General features: G+C 54.5%; 20 protein-coding genes and 1 pseudogene. 14 read left to right on the plus strand and 7 right to left on the minus strand.

Annotated features, from left to right (window positions below; translation table 11 throughout):
* Positions 1-49: 49 nt before the first annotated feature.
* Positions 50-2,185, minus strand: coding sequence for a DNA helicase RecQ (recQ, locus tag GM154_RS18820; RefSeq protein ID WP_074824322.1), 2,136 nt, complete (start codon positions 2,183-2,185; stop codon positions 50-52).
* Positions 2,186-2,514: 329 nt separating this feature from the next.
* Here recQ and GM154_RS18825 point away from each other — a divergent pair, with 329 nt between their 5' ends.
* The 6 genes and pseudogenes from GM154_RS18825 to GM154_RS18850 form a co-directional block, all read left to right on the plus strand.
* The gene (locus GM154_RS18825) at positions 2,515-3,099 is read left to right on the plus strand and encodes a YecA family protein (protein ID WP_010794668.1); all 585 of its coding nucleotides are present in this window, start codon (positions 2,515-2,517) and stop codon (positions 3,097-3,099) included.
* 15 nt (positions 3,100-3,114) lie between these two features.
* Positions 3,115-3,516, plus strand: a complete 402-nt coding sequence (locus GM154_RS18830) for a YbaN family protein (RefSeq protein WP_074824317.1) — start codon at positions 3,115-3,117, stop codon at positions 3,514-3,516.
* Between the two features lie 680 nt (positions 3,517-4,196).
* Entirely contained in the window at positions 4,197-7,112 is a 2,916-nt protein-coding gene (locus GM154_RS18835) for a ribonucleoside-diphosphate reductase subunit alpha (protein WP_019367028.1), read from the plus strand.
* Positions 7,113-7,416: 304 nt separating this feature from the next.
* Positions 7,417-8,661, plus strand: coding sequence for a ribonucleotide-diphosphate reductase subunit beta (locus GM154_RS18840; RefSeq protein WP_019367027.1), 1,245 nt, complete (start codon positions 7,417-7,419; stop codon positions 8,659-8,661).
* A gap of 103 nt (positions 8,662-8,764) precedes the next feature.
* Positions 8,765-10,084, plus strand: coding sequence for an AAA family ATPase (locus GM154_RS18845; protein WP_219653043.1), 1,320 nt, complete (start codon positions 8,765-8,767; stop codon positions 10,082-10,084).
* A 114-nt stretch (positions 10,085-10,198) separates the two neighbouring features.
* Positions 10,199-10,381 (plus strand): annotated as a pseudogene (locus GM154_RS18850) (serine hydrolase); the annotation flags it as partial.
* Positions 10,382-10,457: 76 nt separating this feature from the next.
* On the opposite strand, the gene GM154_RS18855 reads toward GM154_RS18850, so the two are convergent.
* Positions 10,458-10,868 (minus strand): septal ring lytic transglycosylase RlpA family protein, encoded by a 411-nt coding sequence (locus GM154_RS18855; RefSeq protein WP_219653044.1) that lies wholly within the window; start codon positions 10,866-10,868, stop codon positions 10,458-10,460.
* A gap of 316 nt (positions 10,869-11,184) precedes the next feature.
* On the opposite strand from GM154_RS18855, the gene GM154_RS18860 reads away from it, so the two are divergent.
* Positions 11,185-13,593: a helicase-related protein gene (locus GM154_RS18860; protein ID WP_219653045.1), complete on the plus strand. Its 2,409-nt coding sequence runs from the start codon at positions 11,185-11,187 to the stop codon at positions 13,591-13,593.
* Between the two features lie 45 nt (positions 13,594-13,638).
* Here the strand turns inward: GM154_RS18860 and GM154_RS18865 are convergent, their stop codons facing one another.
* From GM154_RS18865 to GM154_RS18885, 5 genes are all read right to left on the minus strand, one after another.
* Positions 13,639-14,829, minus strand: coding sequence for a sugar transporter (locus GM154_RS18865; protein ID WP_219653046.1), 1,191 nt, complete (start codon positions 14,827-14,829; stop codon positions 13,639-13,641).
* Positions 14,830-15,129: 300 nt separating this feature from the next.
* Positions 15,130-15,840: a hypothetical protein gene (locus GM154_RS18870; RefSeq protein ID WP_219653047.1), complete on the minus strand. Its 711-nt coding sequence runs from the start codon at positions 15,838-15,840 to the stop codon at positions 15,130-15,132.
* Between the two features lie 156 nt (positions 15,841-15,996).
* Positions 15,997-17,001 carry a DUF2167 domain-containing protein gene (locus tag GM154_RS18875; RefSeq protein WP_122042344.1) on the minus strand — a complete coding sequence of 335 codons (1,005 nt, stop codon included), beginning with the start codon at positions 16,999-17,001 and terminating at the stop codon, positions 15,997-15,999.
* 375 nt (positions 17,002-17,376) lie between these two features.
* Complete coding sequence (locus tag GM154_RS18880; protein WP_019367020.1) at positions 17,377-17,562, minus strand: hypothetical protein; 186 nt, start codon at positions 17,560-17,562, stop codon at positions 17,377-17,379.
* Positions 17,563-17,764: 202 nt separating this feature from the next.
* Positions 17,765-18,649, minus strand: a complete 885-nt coding sequence (locus GM154_RS18885) for a LysR family transcriptional regulator (RefSeq protein WP_150347172.1) — start codon at positions 18,647-18,649, stop codon at positions 17,765-17,767.
* A gap of 88 nt (positions 18,650-18,737) precedes the next feature.
* Between GM154_RS18885 and GM154_RS18890 the strand changes: the two genes are divergently transcribed.
* From GM154_RS18890 to GM154_RS18920, 7 genes are all read left to right on the plus strand, one after another.
* On the plus strand, positions 18,738-19,199 hold the full coding sequence (locus GM154_RS18890) for a multidrug/biocide efflux PACE transporter (RefSeq protein WP_074824291.1): 462 nt from the start codon (positions 18,738-18,740) through the stop codon (positions 19,197-19,199).
* A gap of 192 nt (positions 19,200-19,391) precedes the next feature.
* On the plus strand, positions 19,392-19,814 hold the full coding sequence (locus GM154_RS18895; RefSeq protein WP_258019912.1) for a GFA family protein: 423 nt from the start codon (positions 19,392-19,394) through the stop codon (positions 19,812-19,814).
* 126 nt (positions 19,815-19,940) lie between these two features.
* Positions 19,941-20,396, plus strand: a complete 456-nt coding sequence (locus tag GM154_RS18900) for a CBS domain-containing protein (RefSeq protein ID WP_010794683.1) — start codon at positions 19,941-19,943, stop codon at positions 20,394-20,396.
* Between the two features lie 250 nt (positions 20,397-20,646).
* Positions 20,647-22,254, plus strand: coding sequence for an MFS transporter (locus GM154_RS18905; protein ID WP_219653083.1), 1,608 nt, complete (start codon positions 20,647-20,649; stop codon positions 22,252-22,254).
* Positions 22,255-22,260: 6 nt separating this feature from the next.
* Positions 22,261-23,478, plus strand: a complete 1,218-nt coding sequence (locus tag GM154_RS18910; RefSeq protein ID WP_219653049.1) for an HlyD family secretion protein — start codon at positions 22,261-22,263, stop codon at positions 23,476-23,478.
* Positions 23,475-24,857 carry an efflux transporter outer membrane subunit gene (locus tag GM154_RS18915; RefSeq protein WP_010794686.1) on the plus strand — a complete coding sequence of 461 codons (1,383 nt, stop codon included), beginning with the start codon at positions 23,475-23,477 and terminating at the stop codon, positions 24,855-24,857. The genes GM154_RS18910 and GM154_RS18915 overlap by 4 nt, the downstream gene beginning before the upstream one ends.
* 92 nt (positions 24,858-24,949) lie before the next feature.
* Positions 24,950-25,654: a YebC/PmpR family DNA-binding transcriptional regulator gene (locus GM154_RS18920; RefSeq protein ID WP_219653050.1), complete on the plus strand. Its 705-nt coding sequence runs from the start codon at positions 24,950-24,952 to the stop codon at positions 25,652-25,654.
* The last annotated feature ends 12 nt before the right edge of the window (positions 25,655-25,666 follow it).

Raw genomic sequence — 25,666 nt, forward strand, 5'->3', positions numbered from 1 at the left:
GGTAGTGAGTTTATCCCCGCAATCAGTACATTTGGCAGCTTATCTCTCTTCACTCTGCAAGCTCTGCAGCCAGTGCAGCCCTTATGCAATACAAAACGCCGACAGGCACTTGGTCAGCGAATCGATCCGCCAGCGCTGCTGCTGGAGGCAAGTCGCCCTCTTCCTCCAGAAACGCATCCTGGATTTCGCCTACAAGATCATCGGGCAGCTCAAGCGCCTGCTCCAGTGAAAGCTGCTGTCGTGCAATAGCCTCCGCCAGAATGCTGTACACATTTTTCTCAGAGCAGGAAAGCTGCCGTGAGATTTGCGGAGGCGTCATACCCGCACGGACCAGGGTAATGACCTCATGACGAACATCGGCAACAAGCTCCGGTGCTGATGGAGCGTCTGTCAGCACATCAAGAAAAGCCTGGCCATACCGTTCAAGCTTACGCGCACCTACGCCACTGATACGCCCCATATCGTGCAAGGTTCGTGGCTGCCCCCGCAACATTTCCAACAAGGTTGCATCAGGGAAAATGACATAAGGAGGCACTCCATGCTCTTCTGCCAGTTTCCGACGCAGCGTACGCAGGGCCTCCCACTGCTGACGCTCTTCAGAGCGTACCAATTGGCTGGCTGCGCTGGGGCCGGAATTGTTACCGCGTGTACGCTGCGGCTTGGGATCACGGCGTAGCTCGAGCGTCGTTTCCCCACGCAGAAGCGGACGGCATGCCTCCGTCAGACGGAGACCACCAAAGCCGTCTACATCCACGTCAGCGAAACCACGTGCTACCAGCTGACGAAAGAGGGTTCGCCATTCATCTTCAGCCAGCGATTTACCAAGGCCAAAAACAGCCAGACGCTCATGCCCTAGACTTTTGATCTTGTCATTTTCCCGCCCCAGCAGGATATCGACCAGATGGCCTACGCCATACCGCTGACCGCTTCTATAGATGGCTGACAATGCCTGCCGAGCCGGCTGGGTGGCATCCCAGGTTTCGACACCGTCTACGCAGTTATCACAATGCCCACAGGGCTCAGGCAATGTTTCATCGAAATAGGCCAGCAGTACCTGCCGGCGGCAGCGTGTCTCTTCGCACAATGCCAGCATGGCTTCGAGTTTGTTGCGCTCTACGCGCTTATGACGCTCATCCCCTTCGGAGCTTTGCATCATCTGGCGAAGCAGCAGGACATCCTGCAATCCATAAGCCATCCAGGCATCAGAGGGCAAACCATCCCGCCCTGCTCGTCCAGTCTCCTGGTAATACGCCTCCAGACTCTTGGGCAGATCCAGGTGCGCGACAAAGCGGACGTTCGGCTTGTCGATGCCCATGCCAAAGGCAATAGTCGCGACCATGATGAGCCCTTCCTCGTTGAGGAAACGTTTCTGGTTAAACGCACGCAGTTCGTTGGAAAGCCCTGCATGGTAAGGCAAGGCGGGAAAACCCTGCGCGGAAAGGTACTCGGCTACCTCCTCGACCTTTTTACGCGACATGCAGTAAACAATGCCCGCATCACCCCGATGCTGCGTCAGAAACGATAACAGCTGCTTGCGAGGCTGCTCCTTGGGAACAATACGGTAGAAAATGTTGGGTCGGTCAAAACTGGATAGAAACTGCTCGGCATTCTGCAGATGCAGTCGCTGAATCATTTCATCCCGGGTCCGCATGTCTGCCGTAGCGGTCAAGGCAATGCGTGGCACATCGGGAAACTGCTCTGCCAATTGGCCAAGCTGCAGATACTCTGGCCTAAAATCGTGCCCCCACTGGGAAACGCAGTGCGCCTCGTCGATGGCGAACAGTGCAATGTTGCCGAGTCGCTGCAGGAAATTCAGCATGCGCGGCTGCACCAAACGCTCCGGCGCCAGGTACAAGAGCTTGATCTCGCCGCGCTCAAGCCGTGCAGCAATGTCGCGCTGTGCCTCGGGCGAAAGCGTCGAATTGAGCGCGACCGCCGGCACGCCTAGTTCATCCAGCGTCGCAACCTGATCATCCATCAAGGCGATCAGTGGCGAGACGACAACGGTCAGCCCCTCACGCAACAAGGCGGGTACCTGATAACACAGGGATTTGCCGCCACCTGTAGGCATGAGCACTAGCGCATCTCCGCCGTTGGCAACGCGCTCGATGATCCGGGCCTGATTGCCACGGAACGCGTCATAACCAAAGACGTCTTTAAGAATACGCAAAGCTTGATCGAACATGCTGCCTCCATTTGATGGCGCGCATTATACGGGCACTGACAAGAAACGCCCGGTTATCCGTCACTCAGTGCCCAAGGCTGTAACAAAGCCCTGATAGAAGGGCCAGATTGGCTAGATTAATGACGTGCCTTTTGCCGCGGCGCACCGGCTCGTCTACAATCGGCTTCGTTGAGGCAGTTGCAGAACGTGACACCATGCACGTCGTCCGTGTGGCTTTCCCGAGTTCAGCCTATGAACAATATGGAACCCAATAGGCGATTTGCGGGAACATCATCGTAACGCGACTGCCTTTATCGTATATCCAGCCCGTTTTCCGAGGTAAGTAACCGATGTCCTTCGCTGAACAACTGTCCCGTCTCCGTGAGTTTCTTGATGCGGACGACCTGCATGAGGAAGCGCTCGACTATATCGCAGCGCACGGTTATCTAACCGCTCTGGCCATTTGCCCGGAAGACGTACCCGAGCGTGAATGGATCGATGCCCTTTTCGCCGAGCCGCCGCATTACACCAGCGATGCACAGCGCGAAGAAATCGAATCCACGCTTGTCCAGCTCAAGGCGCATATCCTGCGCATACTGGGCAGCGATGAGGAGCTTGAGCTTCCATGCGACTTGGAGCTAGGCGACGATCCAGATGACTCCGACCTGCGCGGCTGGTGTATCGGATTCATGGAAGGCGTCTTCCTGCGTGAAGCCGTCTGGTTCGAGCAGGCCGAGGAAGAAGTCAGCGAGCTGCTGTTGCCCATCATGGTTGGTTCAGGCCTTTTCGAAGAACAGGCTGAATTCAGCGATATCGCTGAAGACCCTGAGCTGGTCGACAACATGGTCTCGCAGATTCCGGAAATCCTGACGCAGCTGTTCCTGCTGTGCCATGCCCCTGAAGAAAAGCCAGCGTTGCTAAAGCCTCGTCACTGAGGCTCTCAACATCGAATGCCTGAACGAGATGTACGCGTCAGCCGGCGGCCCTGGGTCCGTTATAGCCTGCTGACGCTGGGCTGGGTCAGTGTTGCCTTGGGCGTGATTGGCATTTTTCTGCCTCTTTTACCAACCACCCCTTTTCTCCTCCTCGCAGCGGGCTGCTTTATGCGCAGCTCGGAGCGCTTCTATGGCTGGCTGGTCAACCATCCTCGGCTAGGCCCCTGGATCAAGGATTATCTGGAGGGTGAAGGGATTCCGCTCAAGGGAAAAATCTACGCCATTTTCACCATGTGGATCAGCATTGGAATCTCCAGCTGGCTAGTACCCTATTTCTGGGCACGCGTGTTCATGGTGGTCAGCTCGGCCTGCGTGACAATCTACATCCTTCGTCAGAAGACTCGTCCCGTCCCTTAGCGGGACTCATTTTATTGCTCTTAAAGAAGCGTTTTTCTACTTGACTTCTCTTGCTTATCTCTATCGCATCCAGTCATAAAAGCACCACTACATATAGTGTTAACGTTTGAACGAAATTTCATTTGCCTGCTCTGACGAAAAGATGCGGAAAACGCGACTGACGGCGAACCTCAGAAGCCATGCGACCTGCGTCGACATATCCCAAAATTACCCACTTTTTATCCACAGGCTGTGGCGTTTTATCAACTTGCAAAGCAGCCGCTAGCGCATTATCTTGTACCTCGCTTTAACGAACATCCCTATATATTGGGGTTCGCCGAGCAACCGGACACTAGACAAAGTAAAACTTGTCAACCCGTCAAGCGTTCAGCCTCCGGTTGGTCGAAGCTCTTTTTCAATGACGATTGACGCAGCTTCGGAGACCAGCCAACCCGCTATTCCTCCCCGAAGCCCATACAGCCCCTACCACTACATGATGTGGTTAGCCGCCGGCTGGTATTGAATCGTTTTTTGAGCCTTTAACGCTTTATGGCTCATGTTTGAGTGATTAACGGGCCTGGCCATAAGCCGTGTCTGGTGTGAGCGTTTTGCAAAGCCAACCCGGCGCCGTTTTGCAAAACGCTTAAAGATAGGAGCCGTAGAGGCTCCATCGTACTTATAACGTTAGGAGACGAACCCGCATGCAGACTGATCTGTCCCGCGAGAAAGCAACGACCGACGGCTTCCCGGCCGACGACAACAACCTGGACGTCAAGGCCACTGCTCCCGGCCAACTGCGTGTCATCAAGCGTAACGGCACAGTCGTTCCCTACACTGACGACAAGATCACCGTTGCCATCACCAAGGCATTCCTGGCCGTTGAAGGCGGTACTGCTGCGGCCTCCTCACGTATCCATAACACGGTAAAGCGTCTGACCGAGCAGGTCACAGCGACCTTCAAGCGTCGCATGCCTTCCGGTGGTACGATTCACATCGAAGAAATTCAGGATCAGGTCGAATTGGCTCTGATGCGTGCCGGCGAACAAAAAGTGGCTCGTGATTACGTAATCTATCGCGAAGCACGTGCCCAGGAGCGCAAGCGCGCCGTTGCTGAAGTGGCAGAGCCGCATCCAAGCATCCGCGTAACCAAGGCTGACGGCACTCTGCTTCCGCTGGACATGGGTCGCCTGAACACCATCATCTCCGAAGCATGTGAAGGCCTGGCCGAAGTCAACGGCGAGCTGATCCAGCGCGAAACACTGAAGAACCTGTACGACGGCGTAGCCGAAAAAGACGTTAATACCGCACTGGTCATGACGGCGCGTACGCTGGTTGAGCGTGAGCCGAACTACTCCTTCGTTACAGCCCGCCTGCTACTCGACAGCCTGCGTGCTGAAGGTCTGTCCTTCCTAAGCGTTGCAGAAAGCGCCACTCACCATGAGATGGCCGACCTGTACGCCAAAGCCCTGCCCGCCTACGTTGCCAAAGGCGTAGAGCTGGAGCTGCTGGATCCGAAACTGGCAAGCTTCGACCTGGAAAAGCTGGGCAAGGCAATCAACCACGAGCGTGACGGCCAGTTCACCTACCTCGGCCTGCAGACGCTGTACGACCGTTACTTCCTGCACAGCAACGGTACCCGCTTCGAGCTGCCGCAGCTGTTTTTCATGCGCGTCGCCATGGGCTTGTCCCACATGGAAGCTGACAAGGAAGCGCGTGCAATCGAGTTTTACAATCTGCTGTCCAGCTTTGACTACATGGCGTCCACACCGACCCTGTTCAACGCCGGCACCCTGCGCCCACAGCTGTCCAGCTGCTACCTGACTACCGTCCCGGATGATCTGTCGGGCATCTACGGCGCGATCCACGATAACGCCATGCTGTCCAAGTTCGCCGGCGGCCTGGGTAACGACTGGACACCGGTACGTGCATTGGGCTCCTACATCAAGGGCACCAACGGCAAGTCCCAGGGCGTTGTTCCGTTCCTGAAGGTAGTGAACGACACCGCCGTAGCCGTTAACCAGGGTGGCAAACGCAAGGGCGCCGTCTGCGCGTACCTGGAAACCTGGCACCTGGATATCGAAGAGTTCCTCGAGCTGCGCAAGAACACCGGTGACGACCGCCGCCGTACTCACGACATGAACACCGCGAACTGGATTCCGGACCTGTTCATGAAGCGTGTATTCGATGACGGCAACTGGACTCTGTTCTCCCCTTCCGATGTACCGGATCTGCACGACCTGTACGGCAAGGCATTCGAAGAGCGTTATGAGTATTACGAAGCCCTGATCGAATACGGCAAGATCAAGCTGTACAAGACCATCAAGGCCAAGGATCTGTGGCGCAAGATGTTGTCCATGCTGTTCGAAACCGGCCATCCCTGGTTGACCTTCAAGGACCCATGCAACCTGCGCAGCCCGCAGCAGCACGTGGGCGTGGTTCACAGCTCCAACCTGTGCACCGAGATCACCTTGAACACCAACAAGGACGAGATCGCTGTATGTAACCTGGGTTCGATCAACCTGGTGAACCACATCGTCGAAGGCAAGCTGGACATCGAGAAAATCGGCCGTACCGTAAAGACTGCCGTGCGCATGCTCGATAACGTTATCGACATCAACTACTACTCGGTTCCTCAGGCTCGCAACTCCAACCTGAAGCACCGTCCGGTGGGCATGGGCATCATGGGCTTCCAGGATGCGCTGTACCTCCAGCACATCGCCTATGGTTCAGATGCCGCCGTCGAGTTCGCCGACAAGTCCATGGAAGCGATCAGCTACTTTGCGATCCAGGCGTCCTGTGACCTGGCCGACGAGCGTGGCAGCTACGAGACGTTCGAAGGCTCGCTGTGGTCCAAGGGCATTCTGCCGATCGACTCTGAAAAGATGCTGATCGAAGAGCGTGGCTCCAAGTACATTGAAGTCGACCTGTCCGAGACGCTGGATTGGGCGCCGATTCGCGAGCGCGTTAAGAAGGGTATTCGTAACTCGAACATCATGGCCATCGCGCCGACTGCAACCATCGCCAACATTACCGGCGTATCGCAGTCCATCGAGCCGACCTACCAGAACCTGTATGTGAAGTCGAACCTGTCGGGCGAGTTCACCGTGATCAACCCCTACCTGGTGCGTGACCTGAAAGCACGCGGCCTGTGGGATCCGGTCATGGTCAACGACCTCAAGTACTACGACGGCTCCGTCCAGCAGATCGAGCGCATCCCGCAAGACCTGAAGGATCTGTACGCTACCGCGTTTGAAGTCGAAACCCGTTGGATCGTGGAAGCAGCGAGCCGCCGTCAGAAGTGGATCGATCAGGCACAGTCCCTGAACCTCTACATCGCTGGCGCCTCGGGCAAGAAGCTGGACGTAACCTATCGCATGGCGTGGTTCCGTGGTCTGAAGACCACCTATTACCTCCGCGCCCTGGCTGCTACCAGCACCGAGAAGTCCACCATCAACACCGGCAAGCTGAATGCCGTTAGTGCGGATCCGATCACCGGCGTACAAGCCAGTGCCTCACCGGCGCCAGCACAAAAAGCCGAGGCAGCACCCGCTCCGGCTCCGGCACCAGTGCCCAAGGCCTGCAGCATCGACGACCCCGACTGCGAAGCCTGTCAGTAAGCCATAAGCCCTCTCTTCGGAGAGGATTCGGGGAGGGGGTTACCACCCTCCCCGAACGTAAATCCAAACACAACAAGTACTGAAAGTCGGCCTCACGAGACCGATTGGCCTGTCCCTGCCTTGAGCATGATTACAGGGGCTCACCTTGGCAGAGCAGGCATGATTGGGGCGTAACCACATAGTGCGGTCATCCGCTGCTTAAACGTGTGACGTCCGATCAAACACCGTGCCCCATGTGCACTCTAAAAGACATCTAGATTTTACCGACTGGCCGAGTGCCGGTCCTCAAGCAGGAGAACACACCATGCTGAGCTGGGACGAATTCGACAAAGACGAAGAAGCAACCGCCACCCCTGCCACTGCACAGCAGGACGGCGACATGCCGCTGGAAAAACTGGATAGCGTAGGCGGTGCTGCTGCCAACGAAGCACGCGCCGTAGATGCCGCCGACTCTGACGCCGTAGCCCGCGCCAAGGCCGCACTGAACGATCTCGACATTCAAGAAGGCCTGGATGATCTGGAAGGCTCCGCTGCCCGTGTACAGGTAGGCGACAAGCAAATGATCAATGCCCGCGCCGATTTGAACCAGCTCGTACCCTTCAAGTACGACTGGGCTTGGCAGAAGTACCTGGACGGCTGCGCCAACCACTGGATGCCGCAGGAAGTCAACATGACTGGGGACATCGCCCTGTGGAAGAGCGCTGACGGTCTCTCCGAGGACGAACGCCGTATCGTAAAGCGTAACCTGGGCTTCTTCTCCACTGCCGACTCCCTGGTTGCCAACAACCTGGTGCTGGCCGTGTACCGCCTGATCACCAACCCCGAGTGCCGCCAGTACATCCTGCGCCAGGCATTTGAAGAAGCGATCCACACCCATGCGTACCAGTACTGCATCGAATCGCTGGGCATGGACGAAGGTGAAATCTTCAATATGTACCACGAGATTCCGTCAGTCGCGAAGAAAGCGTCCTGGGGTCTCAAGTACACCCGCTCCATCTCTGACCCGGAATTCAAGACCGGCACACCCGAGACGGATCGCCAGTTCTTGAAAAACCTGATCGCGTACTACTGCGTACTGGAAGGTATCTTCTTCTACTGCGGTTTCACCCAGATCCTTTCCATGGGCCGCCGCAACAAGATGACCGGTACTGCCGAGCAGTTCCAGTACATCCTGCGTGATGAGTCTATGCACCTGAACTTTGGCATCGACATGATCAACCAGATCAAGATCGAGAACCCGCACCTGTGGGATGCCCAGATGAAGGACGAAGCCACCCAGATGATTCTTCAGGGCACTCAGCTCGAAATCGAATACGCGCGCGACACCATGCCCCGCGGCGTACTGGGCATGAACGCGGCCATGATGGAAGACTACCTGAAGTTCATCGCCAACCGCCGCCTGACCCAAATCGGCCTGAAGGAAGAGTACCCAGGTACTACTAACCCCTTCCCGTGGATGAGCGAAATCATGGACTTGAAGAAAGAAAAGAACTTCTTCGAGACACGCGTGATTGAGTATCAGACTGGCGGGGCGTTGAGCTGGGATTGATTCTTACGAACTCTCCTAAACAAAAACGCTTACCAGAAATTCAAGAGCGTGTTTAGCGCTTTAAAACCCTGCCTGATGCAGGGTTTTTATTAAGGAATAAGGCGTGAATTTCGAAATTGCAGTCCCTTATGACGTATACGATGTTTTCACTCCATCGCAACCTGCCAAACTGACATTTATTGATAGGGCAAGCATTAACGATAGTTTAGTCAACGCTCTAAAAACCCCTGGGAAGCAAATCGTCGTATATGGGCATTCAGGAAGTGGGAAAACAACCTTATTGAGCAATAAACTTTACCAAGTCTATGACGGACACATTACTAGTCGCTGCATGAAAGGAATGACATTTGAGCAAATAATGATCGATGCATTTGATCAATTAGCTCCTTACTATGATGATCAAAAAGCAACAAAGAAAACAGACACTAAAAAACTAAATTTAAGTTCGTCATATAAAGTAATTAAGCTTGCACTCGAAAACTCTTCGACCTTTGAAACCTCAAAAACAGAAAAACGAATACTGCCACCACAATTGACTCCACAGTCTCTAGGCCGCTTTTTAGGATCATCAGACAAGTGCTGGGTAATTGAAGATTTTCATAAAGTTGACAGCTCAGAAAAACAACGATTATCTCAACTATTAAAAGTATTCATGGATCTTGCTCCAGAATATAAAAAGCTAAAAATAATATGTTTAGGTGCAGTTGACACAGCTAGACAAGTCGTTAGCTATGACGAAGAAATGAAGCGCCGAATCGCCGAAATTCAAGTGCCACTAATGAGCGATGATGAAATCCACCAGATCATGAATAAAGGTGAGATTTTATTAAACATAAGCTTCCCTCACACAGTTAGAGGAAAAATCGTAAAGCATGCATGCGGCGTAGCTTCAATTTGCCACCAATTATGCTTAAACATGTGTATAAACGCAGATATCAACGAGCAGCAGAAAGATAAATTTTTACTTAGTGAAAATGATTTCGATACAGCAGTAAAAATGTATATTGATGATGTCTCCGACTCCCTGCGAGCAGCTTTTGATAAAGCTTTAAAACAAAGAGCTAAAACTAAATTTGATAGCTCTAAATTAATTGTTAAAGCGCTCGCACTCTCCCATGAACGAGGATTGGCAAGGTTAAATTTGCTTAAACGAATTCAAGAGGATGCTCCAGCTTATACTGACGCCATACTAAAAGGCCACATTAAGAAGCTACTTGAAGCTGAGTACGGGGCTATTTTACGCTACGACTCCGACTCTGGGCTTTACTCTTTTAAAGATCCTTTTTACCGCGCCTACGCGCAAACAATATTGCACGTAGAGAGTGCAGAGTCTAACAGCGAATCCTTGTCGAGACCGGCAATACTTAAGCACATACTTCTGCATTTGAACGAGTTTACTGTGATTGAGTACGAGGATCGTTAGATATCTATGTTTTTTTCAATAAATGTCGAGGCATAACCCGAATAAGAATACGATAGAAGGGTCGGTCCAATAATCTGGGTAGGCCTGTCTGGGGCGGCGATCATCTGACGTAGCGCCCTGCCCGGCCATGAGGGCGGAGCGTTCGAGGCACAAGGGATCTTTGGGCAGTTCTTGTATATCAACCGTAAGGAAGGTGTCGTTGCCGTGGTGTGGAGCGCTTGGCCTAAGCCCGAAATGGATAAGCAGGAAATGGAGACCTATGCATTCTTGGGCGCTGCAATTAAAGCGCTGCGCTGACATTTGAATACAGTTTTGAGGGCGTTTGCTTAAGGCTTTCTTTGAGCAAATGCCCTAGGTCCTACATCTCTGGGTTTTAATCAATTCGCTCGATCTTGACTGGCCCTGTGCCGTCTTCTACAAGATCGACCCGCTTAGCCGCCGCGCGAGACAAGTCGATAATGCGGCCACGGATAAAGGGGCCCCGGTCAGTAATCCGTACTACCACCTGTTTGTTGTTTTCCAGGTTGGTGACACGCACCTTGGAACCCAGAGGAAGCGTTTTATGGGCAGCAACCAACGTATTGTTATTGAATGTCTCACCGCTGGCCGTCTCTCTCCCATGAAACTTCTGGGAGTAATATGAAGCTTTGCCCTTCTGCTCGAATGGCTTGGGCGCTTGCTTCGCCTCCTTGATTGGAACGGCCTCCGCTTTTTTATCCTGGCAGGCCACGCAACCCACCAGCAGAGAGAAGAACAGCAGCAAACGTTTTGAATCGATAAGCATGCTTGAACCCTTCTTTATTATTGGTCTGCCTGTAAATGCTGCGCCTGGTTATCCAATCGCGGCGTGCATCTATTCAGGCAACCCTTAGTTTTTGGAAAGCAAAAGCACTGGCTGGATCAGGTCTTACTGCATACAAAGGTTTGAGCGCAGCGATAGCTGAACCGTTCTTGAAGATGGCACCCTAACATCACATTTGTGATGGGCTGCTCAGTTGCTTGCTCTCTTTCTCAGCCCTCCATCAGTCGCATGAAACGACCAAAGACCGCACAATCTTGTCCTAACGTCATAACTCACTGATTTTCGGGAAGTCCCTGCAATGCCTAAAGGTGACTATAGACAGCGTAAAGCGCTCCGCCTTGAACGTCTCAAGCGGTTTATTGAGTGGGCAACCGGGCGGTATCCCGATTTCATCCCCAAGAAGCATCATCAGGAAGAGTGGTACAAGCCCTATATTGGGTATGCCATTCCCAACCTGGGTCGTGCCGCTAAGGGTTTCTGGTTAGGGCTAGATGCCGGCACCATCGAGGCGACTATGGATGAGCCTGATCCAGAGCGGTTGCTAGGGCGTATCTTGTTACGCGACAGCAGCGACTATAGGTGCCTTATTGATATTTTTGGCGCTGAAAAGATCGTCTCGTTGGGTTCAGTACAGCTCTTGATCGAGCCAGAGTGGACGTTACGCCTGGAAGACAGTGATTCTCATGAGGCATTCGAGGATCAGGCTCGGCAAGCTATGGAGCATTATGTGCAGGAGCGGCTACGCATCCTGGAGCGCCCGTTCAGGGAGATGAGCGAAGACGATCGACTGGAAGTGCTTGAGCGGCTACGGCCGGAGCTTTCACGTATTGATGACTTTCTGGAACATGCGGTCGAGATCATTAATGAGGTTCGCCATGAGCTGCGCTTTGTAGTTGAGTTGCGCCACGGCGATCTGGCATTGGATATACAGCGCCGGATACCGGCAAACCAAGGCCATATTCTCAGCGAGGAAGAAGTCCAGACCCTGAAAGATAAAGACCGGCAGGAAGTTCTGGCCAAGTTCAATATGGTCCTTGAAGAAGCTGGCGACTTTGACCTGCTGCAACTCGGTCAGCATCGATTGACAGAGCTGTTCATGCAGGACACCGGCCGGCTGCGCAAGACGATTCGTAGTACGTTGCGCAACTACAAGGAGAAAATGGCCTTCGCTACGCTCCTGCAGAACGATCCGCGCTTTTTGCATTATCACAAGCTGTATCCGGCTCGCCAATTAACGCGTAAGTGGATTGCCCTACTCGGCCCTACCAACAGTGGCAAAACGCACCAGTCCATAGAAGCGATGACTTCGGTTACCCACGGTATCTACCTTTCACCGCTGCGCCTGATGGCCCTGGAAAATCAGGAGCGCATCGAGTCCATGGGCATTCCTTGCTCGCTTGTAACCGGTGAAGAAGAAATTATCCGGGAAGGTGCGACGCATTTTTGCTGCACGGTTGAAGAGTTTGCACGCTTTCGCCAGAAGCGCTGGGATGTGGTCGTGGTGGATGAAGTGCAGATGATGGCCGACTCACAGCGAGGCTGGGCCTGGGTAGACGCGCTCGTCAGCGCCTATACGCCTGAGTTGATCATGACTGGGCCACCGCTGATCGAGCCGTCACTGAAAACGCTATGCGACTTGTGCGAAGACCGCCTGATCATCAAGCGCACCAAGCGGCTCTCCCCTGTCGAGGTTTCGAGACACTCCACCAGCCTGAAGAACCTGGAGCCCGGATCGATGCTGGTGGCTTTCAGCCGTCGTACGGTGCTGGATCTCAAGGCAATGCTGGAGATGACAGGCAAAACGGTTTCTGTGGTTTACGGTGCCTTGTCTCCAGAGGTACGGCGCGAACAGGCACGCCGGTTTCGCGAAGGTGAAGCAGACATCATGGTAGCAACCGATGCGGTGGGCATGGGCCTTAACCTACCGGCCCATACCCTGTGCTTTTACACGGATGAAAAGTTTGACGGCATTCAGGTGCGGCAGCTCAACGTACAGGAGGTCAAGCAGATTGGCGGGCGCGCCGGACGCTTTGGCCATCATGACGAAGGCGTTATCACTGCCTTGGAGCCACACGTACTCAAGTCCATCAAACGGTTGTTCAACAGTCCCGACAAGCCAGTAGACTTGTCTCAGTTTCAGGTGCGGCCTTCTATCGATCACCTGAAAGCCATTTCCGAGCTGATGAATGAACCCAGCCTGCTCAGAGCGTGGCTGACGTTCAACCGAAACATCAATTATGGCGATGCGTTTGTATCTGTATTGCCCGATGAGCTGGCTGACTGGATCAAGGCAATCGATGATCCACGCATTCCCCTCTGGCTACGCTGGATTTTCGCCTGCACTCCTATTCGGGGAGGCCTGGAAAGCCCTGCCAGCAGCTTTGCACAACACTGGTTGAAAAAGGTTGCCCAAGAAAAGGTCATTGAGCTGCCACGCCTGATTCTCGAATCAGATCTTGCAACGCTGGAAAGCTCGCTGCATATCGTGGAGACCTACCTGCACCTTGCACGTACATTGCCGGAATATTTCCCGGACATCGAGCGTGGTGAAGAGCACCGCACCTTGCTGAACGAAGCCATTACACGTGAGCTTTCCAGGCGCAAACGCCCTCGTCGTTCAAGCCTGGGACGAGGGAATCAGAGCGGACGTGAAAAGCAGGGAGAAGCAGAAGGAAGACGCGCGTCTCGCTCGGCGCGTGGCCGTTAGCAGTGATGTGCCGAGAGCCAGCAGGCACCTCGGCACATCACTTGTTTATAGCGGATTGGCGTTGAGCTGCTTGGAAAACTTGAGTGTCATGATGTAGCAGAACGCCAGACCGGCAAATGCCAGCAGACCGCCTACAACACCGATTTGGGTGAGCCCGAGTTGTGTCCCTACGATGCTTCCCATCAAGGCCCCTCCGCCGATCCCAATATTGTAGATACCTGAGAACAGAGCCATCGCCACATCGGTGGCATCCTTGGCCAACGCCAGCACTTTGGCCTGCAAGGCAAGACCAAAACACATGATGGCAACGCCCCAGACAACACTCAATCCGCCCAGGAGATAGGCATGCTGGGCGAACGGCAGCAGTACCAGCAGAGAAATAGTGATACCCGCGATAGCCGAGATCAGAAAGCCATTGGGATACATGATGCTGTACCGGCTGAACAGGACGGAGCCTATGACACCAGCGCCACCAAACAGGAGCAGCAGAACCGTTGTCATGTTTCCACTCAGATGGGCGATCTCCTGAGCGAAGGGCTCAATGTAGCTATAACCTGTGAAATGGGCCGTTACCACGAGCACTGTCAGGATATAGATACAGACTAGGGCAGGCCGCTTGAAGAGCACGGGCAAGCTGCTCAGGGAACCGGAATTATGGCTTGGCAGCAACGGCAATGCCCTGGCCAGCCAGATCACTATACCGGTAGCAAAGACCGCAATCGCCACGAAAGTTGCCCGCCATCCCAGGGTTTCTCCCAACACCCGCCCTAGCGGAATACCCAGGACCATGGCAAGACACGTACCGGTTGCCAAAAGGCTCAAAGCCTGCGTCTGCTTGCCCTCAGGAGCAATGCGTACAGCCAGCGACGCCGTGATGGACCAGAAGACCGCATGTGCAATGGCGATGCCGATACGGCTCACAATCAATACAGTGAAGCTCCAGGCGAAGCCCGACAGGATATGACTTGCGACGAATACCGCAAAGACCAGAATCAGCAGCCGCCGCCGCTCGATATTACGCGTGAACAGCATCATGGGGAGCGAAATGAGCGCCACGACCCAGGCATAGATGGTCAGCATGATGCCCACCTGAGCTGGTGACATCTCGAAGGTTTTGCCGATGTCACTAAGCAGCGCCACCGGTACGAATTCAGTGGTATTGAAGATAAAGGCTGCCAGCGCCAGCGCAATTACGCCAAGCCAGGCACCGCCGCGTGAATCTACAGAGGTATTCATCAGCACTATCTAGTCTTCTGGTTTACAGGATGAGTCTTGGTCCGGCAGTTTAGGAACTGCCTGCCTGAAGCTTAGCCATCCAATGCCACTAGACCCGAAACGACAACACGCCAACCCGCAGCATCACTGGCCGCGTATGGCATATATGTTATTCAGGAAGAACTGCAGAGCTTAGATGGGAAACTAAGTAACACAAATGATACGCTTAGTAACATCGACCGACAATATCATCAGGCGTTCCAAAAGACCTGATTCATCGGCTCAATGTAGTTCTCACGATAGCTTATTAGCGGACACGCTCTAATGCGGGGCTGTCTTGCTAAAGGAGCAGTGGCCTTCACGCAGGGTTTCGATAGAGTCCGCCATATACTGCGTTTCGCCAATGAACTGGCCTAGCTTTATTTGTGGTCTCTTCGAATCCATAAAGTCGACCGTAACGGTGTAGTTGGATGTCTTATACCGATTTAAATCGGTCCTTATGCCTGGACAGTTGGAATAAAAGCCTGTTTCGTAACGGGTCTTTTTATCGCAACGCTCATCATCTTCATGCCTGTGATAGCCCTTGCTTCCGCTTGAATAGGATTTGCCGGATTTACATTCTAGTAGAGTGACCTCATGGGAGCAGATGCCTGGAGTAGTACAGCCTACCCGGTCTTCCTGTTCGAAAAGATGGGTGTTGTGGCGCGTCCAACTCACCTTCAAATTGTAAGGTAACGTGCTCTCTTCTCCAGACACGGTGAATGACTGACCGAGATAGGCATCACGGTACACCTTCGCGCTGAGCGAAAAGTCCCAGCCGTCAATCGTTATGGAGGTGTACCACCAGGGCGTTGGCCCGAACAGGATGGTAGCAGGGCCTGTTCTTAGCCGATTTTTATGCGCATTATCAAAGTCTGTCGGAAAAACCTCTTCATAGACCTGCGTCTTACCTTTTGCTTCAAAGGTATGGGTGCAACCTATCAAGCAGAACAAAGTGACCATTAAACAGGGCGCAACGTTTCTTGTTTTCATTGACTCACCGGACTGCATGCGCGGCGATACTCAGCCAGCAGGATGTTCTGCTGGCTGGTAGGTCATTCAATAGATTCAGGGAAATTGCGTTGACTGCTTGATGGCCAGCCACGCTACAGCCAGACCAGGAATCCGATCCGGCGGATAGGTTAAGCGTTACTTCTTGTCGTCTGTCTCGGAGCTGTTCATGTCCATGACAGTCCTGGCTGGGGTCTCAGGTTCATTCATGACCGGAGTCGGCGCTACGGGCTCGCTCTTTTTCTTACCCCGAAACCGGTTGAATATCCAACCAATCAGAAGCATGGGTAGCATCCACAGCTTCTTGAACAGTAATAGCGCTCCAGCCAGAATTCCCAACTTGGCCGCCGCCTTGCCTGCAATCAGTGCGCCTATGCCATAAGCTGCCACTTTGTCGATGTCAGGATTGAAATCGGCGTAACGGTTACCTTCATTGAAGTTGGTCATTGCCAGGACGGCAGGTGCGCTTTTCTGGATTTGAGGCAGCTGATCCATACCGGCGATGAAACTCAGCACCAGTACGCCTTTACGGCCCAGTACGCGGATATCGTAGTTGAGGCCATGCTCGGTATCATTGCCCAGCTTGAGCTCTTGAGCCCAATAGAGCTTTTTGCCTTCCTTGTCGTAACGCGGCGCAGCAGCCCAGCCTACCAGCTCAAGCGGCTCATACCCTTGTTCTTGACGCGCTTTGTTGCCATCGCGAACATCCTGCTGCATGTCCTTCAGCAGGTCGGCATAGTCGATGTCAGCCGCATCCTCATCAGATACGTAGCCGCTTTTTTCGTAATAGACCGTCATGCCCCATGACTCGCGCTCGAACGGCGAAATGCCGGCAGGCATCACCATCCCCATGGGCGGGTTCTGGCTGGGAGGATTGCCCCAAGCTTCCAGTACACGCTCGGCATCCTTACTGTTCAGAAAGACGAACTCTTTAGGCAGATCAAGCGTTGCAAGATTGCCATTCAGGACGATCTTGCCCGTCTTGAAGTTCAGCGACTTGAGGAACCTATCCACCGCCAGCTCTTGAGCGTTTGACGTAGCAGGCGCGGCGCTGACGGGTTCAGGCTGTGGATTGGCAGAATAAGCGGCAGGAATAACGGCCACAGCCAAAAGGCTGGCCAGGATCAGTTCCTTGATCGGCATAAAAGCTCCATGAAGATATGTTGTGCTATCCAAACGCAATCATATCATCAGCCCTACAAAGACGCTGCGGCGCAACGAAATTTTTTGATACATGTGGTCAAACACAACCTTGCCGATAGCTACAGGTTGACACAACCGCTTCAAGGCTCAGACGATTGGAAGAGCAGAGGTTGGGCCAGCACGATTAAAAGCCGGACTGGACGATGCGTCATGAGTTGATGAACTGGAGCCATACCGCGCAGCCAGATTGGTCCTGAAATGTACCTAGCTGAGAGGTGGCCGTCCCGCCTGGGGACAGGCACACCCTCGTGGTGTTGTGCTAGCGATACTCATGTTCAGCGCGAACAAAGCGACTGACAAAACGGTACAGTGCGGTTAAGCGGCGTAAGCCTCTGACTTGGCCAGGATTCGACTGATTTCATAACGATTCTCAGTAGTCAGATGATCGGTCAAACGATGCAACTGCCTGACAATCAGTTGCTGACTGTCATGATCACGTGCTGCCCGTAGCTCTTTCATCAGCGAGCGGATGATTTGTGCAGTGAGTTCAAGATCGCTCATGGGCTTTCCCTCATGAAGGCTATAAATGGGATGGTTCGTAAGCCGGCTTACTTACTCTGTCCATTACATCCCTCAAACAGTTCTCGTTTAGCCGATGAGCGAACCCTCTGCCGATAACTGGCAGGTTACGATCCGCTGTATTCTTTTGATTGATTTACTGGATGCCCCTCCTCTTTGCGGCTGCCTGAGTAGTACGCATCCTTCAAGATCTATTCGTTTGTGTAAGACGCTCAAGCAGCCAGGCTGCAGCAGGACCAAGCGGCTGTTTACGCGACCACACCACATCCACCGATACCTGCTTGGGCCAGCCATTCATGACCAACTCATGCACCCGCCCCTGTGCATGGGACTCGACCAACCCCTTGGGTAACGCGGCCCACCCAAAGCCCAACGCCGCCATTTCTAGCAACAACAGGTAGTCTGGAGTCGACCAGCATCGCGTACTGTGTACAGGCAGGGTCGCATCGTCCAGATCACTGCTGACAACGCTGCTCAGACGCAGCATGCGGTAGTGAGCAAGGTCCTGAGGTTCAACTACCGCTTTCTGGGAAAGGGCATGACCTTGGCTGACAAAAAGACCAAAGGAGGAATAGTAAGGCAGCCGGGAATGCGCAATATCCGGCCCGTATTCCGGTTGAGCGGCCAATAGCCCCAGGTTGGCGCGGCCTTGATTGACCAGATCCAGCACATCGGCCTGTTCGGCAAAAAAGCACTCGAACTCCAGATCAGGATAGCGCTGGTCCAATTCATGAAGACGCGCTTCATATTGGCTCTGCTGGTAGGTATCTGACAGTACCAGTGTCAGCTTGGCTTCCTGCCCGCGGCCCAAGGTAGCCGCGTGACGTTTCAATCGGTCTATCGCCGATAGCGTCTCCAGCGCATACCCCAACAAGCTACGCCCAGGTTCGGTCAATGTCAGCTGGCGAGCGCCACGAACAAAGAGCTCAACATCCAGTTCTATTTCAATGCGGGCAATGGTTTCACTGATGGTCGACTGGCTTTTACCAAGCGCCCTCGCTGCCGCGCTGAACGAGCCACTGGATGCGGCATGAACAAACGACTCGAGTGCTTCTATTGAAAGATTCATATCGGTCTAAGCGATACCAGCTAATTTTCGGTTATTGGTTAAACCGATGATAATAGATCATCAAATTTATCCCTAAGCGAGCTTTTCAATGTCTTCTACCTCATCACCTGATCGCAGTTTCTGGGAGCGGGCAGGTCATGCGCTGGCCTTCGAGCTGATTGCCCTAGGCCTCTGTGCGCCTGTGATTGCCTGGGCTATGGGCAAACCCATGGCACAGATCGGCGTGTTGACGCTTATGTTTTCGACCATAGCCATGTTGTGGAACATGATTTTCAACTTCTTGTTTGACCGTGCGCAGAACCGCTTGGGATTCAAACGCAGCTTTGCCGTCCGCCTGCTTCACGGCTGTCTTTTTGAGGCTGGCCTGGTGGTCTTACTGGTTCCGTTGGCAGCGTGGTGGCTTTCGATCAGCCTGCTCCAGGCGCTAGTGCTCGATATCGGACTGATCCTGTTTTTCCTGCCTTATTCGGTATGCTTCAACTGGATTTACGATACGCTTCGAGCCCGCTATGTACGTCGTCAAGGTATTCGCGCAGCGTACGAGAAGTGATGAACCGAGTAATAGCCTCATGGTGAATGAGTCAGGCTGCCTTTCGCTCTTGGCAGGCTCAAGAGAGCCTGCTGACGACTCTACGTTGAAAAGCCCCAATAGAGACAAAACGTCGCCCTACCCTCTTTTTTCCTTTTAATCGCCGATTTTCGACTACGCTTTTCATTCCACTCAGCGAAAGGCGGGATGGCTATGGCTGCTCGGGTCGAGAGACAAGGACGCTGCTTGTGCAGCGCGGTGCACGTAACTGTCAGTCTGGAAAAGACATCTGTCAGCGTTTGTCATTGCTCGATATGTCGGCGATGGGGCGGCGGCCCGCTGATGGTGGTCGAAAGCACCCTCCCTCCCCAATTGACAGGAGAGGAGCATGTTCACGTCTACGAGTCATCAGAGTGGGCTGAGCGAGGCTTTTGTCGCCGATGTGGTACTCACCTGTTTTACCGGTTAAAACACGGCGACTTTCATGCCGTCCCGGTTGGGTTGTTTGATGACCCGGATGACTGGACATTTGCGCTGCAGGTTTTCATAGAAGAAAAGCCCGCTTTCTACTGCTTTGCCAACGATACCCGCACCCTGACTGGAGAAGAACTGATTGCGCAGTTCGGCTCCGAGTAAGGCATAGGCCATGCTCGTGCTTGAAAATCTTAATCGTACCCATGGATTACGTTGTTTGGTGACGGCCGGACAGGTCGGGTTATTTTCCTTTTCGTCCTATTGATTTGCCAGCAAGGGAGGAATGATATGAAGACGGTAGCGGATATCCTTAGAGCCAAGCAAAGCCAAGGTGTGTTTACGATCACCCCAAACGTTACGGTGCTTGATGCGCTTAAAGTCATGGCCGAGAAAAATGTGGGTGCCCTGCCCGTTACCGAGGACGGTAAGCTGGTCGGTATCATCAGCGAGCGCGACTATGCGCGCAAAGGCGTATTACAGGGCCGCTCCTCCATAGGAACCGCTGTTCGGGAAATCATGACCCGTGCTGTGATCACAGTGACGCCTAGGGAGAGCATTCGTGAGTGCATGTCGCTCATGACGGATCGCCATTTGCGCCACTTACCGGTGATCGACAATGATCAGCTGATCGGTCTGCTCTCCATTGGCGATATCGTGAAGGAAACGATTGCCGAGCAGGACGGGCTGATTCTGCAACTGGAGCAATACATCCGTGGTGAATATCCCACATCACTGGCCGGGTGATCAGAGGGAGCAGCTCGGCCATGCGTTTGAGCATGGCCTGCGTTGACTGAAAGTCTGGTCGGGCTTTTTCGTAATCACGACTTCCTTGCCCGTCAGGCTGAACTGTTGCGGCGCCTTATGGACGAATCCATTGCCATCATTGATTAAACAGTGAGTGGCACTTCTCAAGGATTCAATAAGGCGCCTATCTGCTGTGCCCGATAAATATCTGGAACCCCTGCCCAATTGGGAGCCGCACGAGCGGCCCTCGATGCCGGGCTCTCCGGCTACGCCACTGCATGCCCCACCGGTACGCCTTGCCTACGCGTTGGTGTCTGTGCTGCTGGGCCTGACAGGCGGCCTCGGTAATGCGCTGATCAGCGTGAACCTTCCTTATATCCAGGGTGATCTGGGTCTGACGCCTACCCAGGGTGCCTGGCTGCCTGCAGCCTTTCTGATGGTAAACGTATCAGCCAACCTGATTCTCGTGAAGTTTCGTCAGCAATACGGGCTTCGCCGCTTTGCCGAGATCGGGCTGGCGCTGTATGCCGTATTCACGATCGCCCATGTGTTTGCCAACAACTTTCCCATGGCGGTGCTGGTCCGGGCCGCCAGTGGCTTTGCTGGCGCGACGATCACAACCCTGGGTACGCTGTATATGCTCCAGGCGTTTCGGAAGGCTCAGGTAGGCAAAGGTTTGGTCATTGGCGTTGGCATCTCCCAGCTGGCAACGCCTCTGGCTTGGCTGCTCTCGCCCGCGCTCAGGGATCTGGGCGAGTGGCATCGCCTGTATATCTTCGAGGCCGGCATGGCGCTGTGCTCACTCGCGGCCATTACTCTGCTCAAGCTACCTCCAGGCATACGTATCAAGGCGTTCGAGCGACTGGACTTTCTGACATTTGCCCTGCTTGGCCCTGCCTTTGCCATGATTGCCGCCGTCCTGGCACAGGGGCGCATTCAATGGTGGCTGACGCAGCCCTGGATGGGGTTTTCATTGGCAGCCGCCTTCGTATTGATCATCATTGCGGTCGCCATTGAGCACCATCGACGCAATCCCCTGCTCCAGACTCGCTGGCTTGGCACCTCCGAGATGCTGCGCTTTGCCTTCGGGGCGATCATGCTGCGCTTTATCCTGTCCGAACAGAATTATGGCGCAGTGGGTCTGCTGCAAACCCTAGGGCTTACAGCCGATCAGTTACAACCGCTTTTTGCAGTGATTCTTGCCGGCATCGTGGCGGGCATTGCCGTCAGTGCTCTGGTATTCAGCCCGAAAACGATGATCCCTCAGATTCTGGTTTCGATTGTATTGATCGGTATAGCCAGCTTCATGGATACCGACTCGACAAACCAGACACGCCCGCAAGACCTGTTTGTCAGCCAGGGTATTCTGGCCTTTGCCAGCGGCATGTTCCTGGGTCCGCTGATGATGATCGGCTTCTTGCGTGCCCTGCAGAACGGTCCGACCTATATCGTCAGCTTTACCGTGCTGTTTTCCTTTACGCAAAGCCTGGGTGGATTGGCCGGCCCGGCTCTGTTTGGAACATTCGAGACGGTGCGAGAGAAATACCATTCCAGTCACCTGATCGAGAACGTCAACCGTACCGACCCACTGGTGGTGCAGCGCCTGCAGCTTCAAAGTCAGGTTTATGCCCCGGTGCAGACTGACCCTACCCTGCAACAGGCGCTAGGCACCTCCCAACTCAGCCAGGCCGCCACACGAGAGGCACATGTGCTGGCCTTCAACGATGTCTTTCGGCTGATCGGCTTCGTATCGATCACTTTTCTGAGCTGGTCGCTGTTCCATACCCTGCGCCTGTCCTATCGGCGAAGAAAGGCGGAACGGGCACAAGCCAACTCCTCTAATAACGCTGCTACGTGAGACGCCATGAGCGACGAGAAACCATTACCTGATGACGAGCGCAAGGGCTCAAGCGAAGCTGAAAAAACGCCGCCTCAAACCGAACAGGCAGCCTCCGTACCGGACGCCGGAGCGACAAACCCTGGGCCGCCCAAAGTGATCAAGCCGTCACGGATGACGGTCATCATCATGCTGGTGGTAGCGCTGGCAGGCGTCCTGACGATTCTCTATGCGTGGCAGCTGTGGCCATTTACCAGTGGCATCGTGACAACCAATAATGCCTACGTCCGGGGACAGATTACTGTCATGGCCCCTCAGGTGAATGGTTATGTCGCCGAGGTACTCGTACAGGACTTCGAGCATGTAAAGCAGGGGCAACTGCTGGTTCGGATCGACGACCGAATCTATCGCCAGCGTGTTGAGCAGAACCAGGCACAGCTGGCAGCTCGGCAGGCGGATCTTGCCAACTCCATACAAACCCTGGCCTCCAACCAGGCCACGCTGGCGTCGCGCCGAGCGGAACTCCTGTCGGCGCAGGCCGAACTGGATCGCGCACGAGCCGATGAGCGTCGTGTCAACGAACTCGCCTCCCGAGGCTCGGTTTCCCTGCGCGAGCGTGATCAGACACGCGCCTCGGCCAGGGCCGCCGCCGCTCAGGTCAAGCAGGCACAAGCGGCCATCAATATTGCCGAGGAAAACGTAAAGGCGACTCGCGTGTCACGCGGAAGCCTGGAAGCTCAGGTACAGATGGCAGAAGCAGCGCTCCATCTGGCACAGATCGACCTCGACAATACTTTGATCAAGGCGCCACGGGAAGGACAGCTCAGCGAGGTATCCGTACGCCTCGGGCAGTACGTGACGGCAGGCTCACAACTCCTGTATCTAGTACCGGATCTGGTCTGGGTGGTAGCCAACTATAAGGAAACGCAAACACATAACATGGCGATCGGTCAGCCGGTCCGCTTCAACGTCGATGCCTTGGACGGCGCAGAGCTTACCGGCCGTGTCGAACGGCTGGCGCCTGCAACCGGCTCGGAATTCAGCATTCTTCGCCCAGACAACGCCACGGGTAATTTCACCAAGGTGGTACAGCGCATCCCTGTGCGGATCACCATTGATCCTAACCAACCCTTGGCGCAGCGGCTAAGGCCAGGCATGTCTGTTGTTACCCATATTGATACGGATGCGACCCCAGCGACCAGCCAGACAGAACGACCTGTAGCGCAACGGAGCGCTGCACCATGAGGGATGTTCGATTCCATCCTTTGCTATTGGCCCTGGCGGTAAGCCTGGCCGCTTGTGTGCCACCCAAGAAACCGCTACCGCCCGAAGCTGCCATACAGCCTCCTGGGCAGTGGCGTGTAGCGAGTGAGCCGGCAAGTGCCGTTCGAAGCGATTGGTGGCGCAACTTCAACGATCCCCGGCTGACTCGCCTGGTAGAAGCCGCGCTTGAGCACAACACTGACGTGTTAGCTGCTATTTCCCGCGTCGATGCGGCTCGCGAGCAGATTGCACTGGCACGCTCGGCCCTGTTTCCTTCGGTAAATGCCTCGGTTGCCACACAAACCAACCGCAATCTCGGCACACTGGGTATCACCCATACCCGTTCGGCCCAGCCACAGGTACAGATTGCGTATGAGCTGGATGTATGGGGGCGCCTGCGTACTCTCGAACAGGCCGCAAGGCTCCAATATCAGGCCAGCCAGACCGATCGGGATGCTGTTCTTCTCACCGTGGCCAGCACGACCGCCCGGGCATACATCACCCTTCTCTCACTGGATGCTCAGCTGCAGGTTACCCGTGAGACAGCCGAGTCTCGCCTTGGGGCGCTCAAGGTCGCAGAGGATCGCGCCGGTGAGGGCTACACGTCAGAACTGGAGTTGACGCAGGCCCAGTCCGAATATGAGGCCGCCATGCAAATGATTCCGCAGCTTCAACAGGCTATTCGCCGACAGGAAAATGCCATTCAGGTGCTGACGGGCGCTCTGCCGGCCCCAGTGGACCGTGGGCTGCACTTTCAGGACGTACACCCGCCCCACGTTCCCGGTGTATTGCCATCGGAGTTGCTGCGCAGACGGCCGGATGTCGCACGTGCCGAACAGCAGCTGGCTGCCAGTGATCTCACCCTGGAGGCCCGACGTGATGAGTTTCTTCCGCAGGTACAACTGTCCGGCAGCGTCGGCCGGCTTTACATCAATTCGCTGAACTACGATCCGGTCAAGGTCTGGAGCCTGGGCGCCAGCATCCTTGCTCCGATTTTTACGGCGGGCCGACTCGAAGCCCAGGTCAATATCGCTACCGCTCAGCGTAATCAGGCCGCTTATGCGTATCGGGCCGCAGCGCTGAATGCGTTTGCCGACGTTGAAAACGCCTTGTCAGGCGTCACGCTGTATGCCGAACAAATTGATCGTATCCAGGCACGCCGGCGCACGCTGGCACGTTCGCTTGAAATCGCCCGGGATCGCTACCGCAGCGGTTACTCCTCCTACCTTGATGAGCTCGACGCCCAACGTAACCTCTTCAATCTGGATCTGGCGGCTGTACAGGTGCGCGAGAGCCAGCTGAACAATGTCATTTCGCTCTACCAGGCGCTGGGAGGGGGTTGGACACCTGCGCGGGATTAGCTGTGCATGGCACACAGCTGATCATTTAGCTCCGCTCAAACTCTCGGTATGGACTAGAATTTGCGCCTTTATTCCCTCTTGAAGAGACAACTATGGGCGCACAGTGGAAAGCCAAACATAAAGAAGCCGCAGCCAATGCCAAGGGCAAGATCTTTGGCAAACTGTCGAAAGAGATCATGATCGCTGCGCGCTCCGGCCCGGACCCAGACATGAATCCTCGCCTGCGTCTGGTCGTCGAGCAGGCCAAAAAGGCCTCCATGCCTCGCGAAACACTGGAGCGCGCCATCAAGAAAGGCGCAGGTCTTTTGGGCGAAGCGGTCAACTATGAGCGCACCACCTATGAAGGTTTTACGCCCCACCGTGTGCCGGTCATTGTGGAATGCCTGACCGATAACGTGAACCGTACTGTCGCCGAGATTCGCGTACTGTTTCGCAAGGGCCAGCTTGGCGCGTCCGGCTCGGTAGCGTGGGATTTCGATTATGTAGGCATGATCGAGGCAACGCCCGATACGCCAGAAGCTGATCCGGAGCTGGCCGCGATCGAAGCAGGTGCTCAGGATTTCGAGGCGGGTGAGGATGACGTCACCCTCTTTATAAGCGACGCTACCGACATGGACGCCGTCTGCAAGGCGCTGCCAACTCTTGGTTTTACAGTACAGTCGGCCAATCTGGGTTATCGCCCCAAAAACCCGGTCACCGGCTTGAGCGATGCTGAAATGGAAGAAGTAGAAGCCTTTCTGGAAGCCCTGGATGCCCACGATGACGTGCAGAACGTTTATGTAGGTCTGGCAGGTTAAGCCATGCAGCCA

Origin of the sequence: Pseudomonas sp. MAG002Y (genome assembly GCF_019400845.1) — a bacterium.
Taxonomy (GTDB): Bacteria; Pseudomonadota; Gammaproteobacteria; order Pseudomonadales; family Pseudomonadaceae; genus Chryseomonas; species Chryseomonas luteola.